3 protein-coding genes and 2 tRNA genes are annotated in these 2,720 nt (G+C 39.3%); all 5 read left to right on the top strand.

Features of this window, described 5'->3' with window-relative positions; translation table 11 throughout:
* Positions 1-818: Tol-Pal system beta propeller repeat protein TolB (gene tolB, locus HRT50_RS13975; RefSeq protein WP_291615511.1), on the top strand; the 818-nt coding region annotated here is incomplete at its 5' end.
* A 61-nt stretch (positions 819-879) separates the two neighbouring features.
* Positions 880-1,437 carry a peptidoglycan-associated lipoprotein Pal gene (gene pal / locus HRT50_RS13970; RefSeq protein ID WP_291615509.1) on the top strand — a complete coding sequence of 186 codons (558 nt, stop codon included), beginning with the start codon at positions 880-882 and terminating at the stop codon, positions 1,435-1,437.
* Between the two features lie 53 nt (positions 1,438-1,490).
* Positions 1,491-2,282 (top strand): tol-pal system protein YbgF, encoded by a 792-nt coding sequence (ybgF, locus tag HRT50_RS13965; RefSeq protein ID WP_291615507.1) that lies wholly within the window; start codon positions 1,491-1,493, stop codon positions 2,280-2,282.
* 172 nt (positions 2,283-2,454) lie between these two features.
* Positions 2,455-2,530: transfer RNA gene (locus tag HRT50_RS13960), tRNA-Lys, on the top strand.
* A 113-nt stretch (positions 2,531-2,643) separates the two neighbouring features.
* Positions 2,644-2,719: transfer RNA gene (locus HRT50_RS13955), tRNA-Lys, on the top strand.
* The last annotated feature ends 1 nt before the right edge of the window (position 2,720 follow it).

Genomic DNA, 2,720 nt, shown 5'->3' with positions numbered 1-2,720 from the left:
CAAGAGGAGCTTTTTTAAGTAAAATTGCCTACGTTATTGTTCGTGATCAAGGAAAGTATCCATATCAATTGGCATTTGCCGATTATGATGGTTTTAACGAACATGTCTTGTTAAGTTCTAAAGAGCCGTTAATGTCGCCTTCTTGGCGTCCCAACGGTGAGCAACTGGCGTATGTTTCTTTTGAAAATCGTCAAGCACAAATCCATACCATTGATATTTATACCGGTGAACGAAAACTGATTAGCTCATTTAGGGGCATAAACAGTGAACCTCGCTTCTCACCTAATGGTGAAAGCATGGCGATGGTCTTGTCAAAAGATGGCAACCCAGATATATATGTTATGTTGTTAGCGACTAAAAAATTACGTCGTGTTACCCGTAATAGGGCCATTGATACCGAGCCAAGTTGGACACCAGATGGTAAATCATTGATATTTAGTTCAGAACGGGGTGGAAAACCTCAGCTATATCGCGTAGATTTAGCCGGGGGAAAAGTAAGACGTTTGACTTTTGATGGTGAAATGAACCTAGGAGGTTCGGTTACCCCGGATGGTAAACAGCTGATCATGGTCAATAGAACTCGCGGTAATTATCGTCTAGCAAAGCAAGAGTTAGCTACAGGTGCATTCCAGGTGCTAACCGAAACGCGTTTAGATGAGTCGCCAAGTGTGTCGCCTAATGGTGGTATGATCATATACAGTACCTTACATAATAACCGACAAGTGTTGGGTTTAGTGTCGGTTGATGGAAGATTTAAAGCTAGATTGCCGGCACTTGATGGTCAAGTGAAGGCACCAGCCTGGTCACCATTTTTATAATAATAATATGTAAAACAACTAATAATTTTTAACTTATATTTTTAGAATAAAGGATAATAAAATGCGCTTTAATAACATAGTAAAATGCTTAGCAATTGCTTTACCTCTTACCGTTTTGTCAGCTTGTAGCTCAAACTCAGATACAGATGAGCAAAGCCAAGTCGATACTAATGCCCAAATCACTCAAAATGCTGAAGAAATCGCTCAAAAAGAGCAAGAAGCCGTACGAGTTACTGCTGCTAAACGTGCTGCAGAAATTGAAGAACAAAAACGTCAAGAATTAGAAGCATTACGTGCAGAGCACATTATATATTTTGATTTTGATGTTTCTAATGTAAACGAACAGTTTTCAGCAATTTTAGATGCACATGCTAAATTTTTAAATACTAACTCTGACGTAAAAGTTTTAGTTGAAGGTCATGCTGATGAACGTGGTACGCCAGAGTACAACATCGCTTTAGGTGAACGTCGTGCTAAATCAGTAGTAACCTATTTAGAAAACATGGGTGTTGCCGCTAGCCAAATTACTGTTGTTAGCTATGGCGAAGAAAAGCCAATGATTAAAGATCGTAGCGAAGATGCTTTTGCTAAAAACCGTCGTGCCGTACTAGTTTACTAATACTTACTAATACTTACTAAGACTTAACCAGTCTCAACTAAGCAGGTAACTGAATGAAACTAAATAAAGTTTTATTTGGCATGATGTTTACAGCTAGCGCCATTAGTGCGTTAGCTGTAGCTAAAGCGCCAGTCATTGATGTTAACGCCAATTCTATCGACTCTGCCGCGTTAACAGAGCAATTAATCTCCTTATCACGTAAGTTAGACTCACGTAATAAGGCACAAGTAAATATTCAACGTCAGTTGGACCAATTACAATCCGAAGTTAATGAACTTCGTGGCGTTACCGAATTACATACCCACAAGTTAGGCCAAGTATTAGAGCGCCAACGAGAGCTTTATCAAGAAATTGATAGACGTGTGAATGAAGTCCTTGCTTCTACAAGTAAAACAGCTTCCGCTACTGTTATTCCTAGCGCGAGCATTAATACAGCAGTCAATGCGAGCAGTTATAGCGATAATTTAACTGAAAACGAAGCTTATGACCGCGCACTTAACCTAGTGTTAAAGGATAAGCGTTACCAGCAAGCTATTGTGGAATTTAAGGCCTTTAATAATAACTTTCCCAATTCTAGCTATGCACCCAATGCTCATTACTGGTTAGGTCAGTTGCTCTTTAATCAAGGGGAACATGCCCAAGCAAGCCAAGAGTTTATGATTGTGGTGAACAAGCATAAAGACTCAACTAAGCGGCCTGATGCGCTATTAAAGCTTGCCATGGTTGCTCAAAAGCAAAAAGATAACAAAAAAGCGATTGCACGCTATCAACAGTTACTAAAAGAATACCCAGAATCAACGGCGGCAAAACTTGCTAAGCCACGGTTAGCTAGTTTAACCAAGTAAGGTCATTGACAGCTAATGGCGTTATGTTGCTTTTAGTTGCTGATAAAACTAGCGTATTGTTGAGAATTTACTCTAACAGAAAATAATATCAAGAAAAACGAAATTTATTGTTGCACTTAAAAATATTATGAGTATTATATGCCCCGCATTGAGGCAGTGACTCAACGTACGGCGGCCGTTAGCTCAGCTGGTAGAGCAGTTGGCTTTTAACCAATTTGTCGAAGGTTCAAATCCTTCACGGCCGACCAATTTTCTAGCTATAGTAATTACTTGTTGAAGTGCTACTTTAGTCAGAATATAAAAAGTCTCCTAATCCTAATAGATAGTGGAGCAAGTAAATTGAAAAATAAAAATCTTGAATCGGCCGTTAGCTCAGCTGGTAGAGCAGTTGGCTTTTAACCAATTTGTCGAAGGTTCAAATCCTTCACGGCCGACCAA

This window comes from Colwellia sp. (assembly GCF_013215345.1).
Classification (GTDB): domain Bacteria; phylum Pseudomonadota; class Gammaproteobacteria; order Enterobacterales; family Alteromonadaceae; genus Colwellia.
Note: the sequence above shows the minus strand (reverse complement) of the source record. Positions and strands in the feature narration are given on the sequence as shown.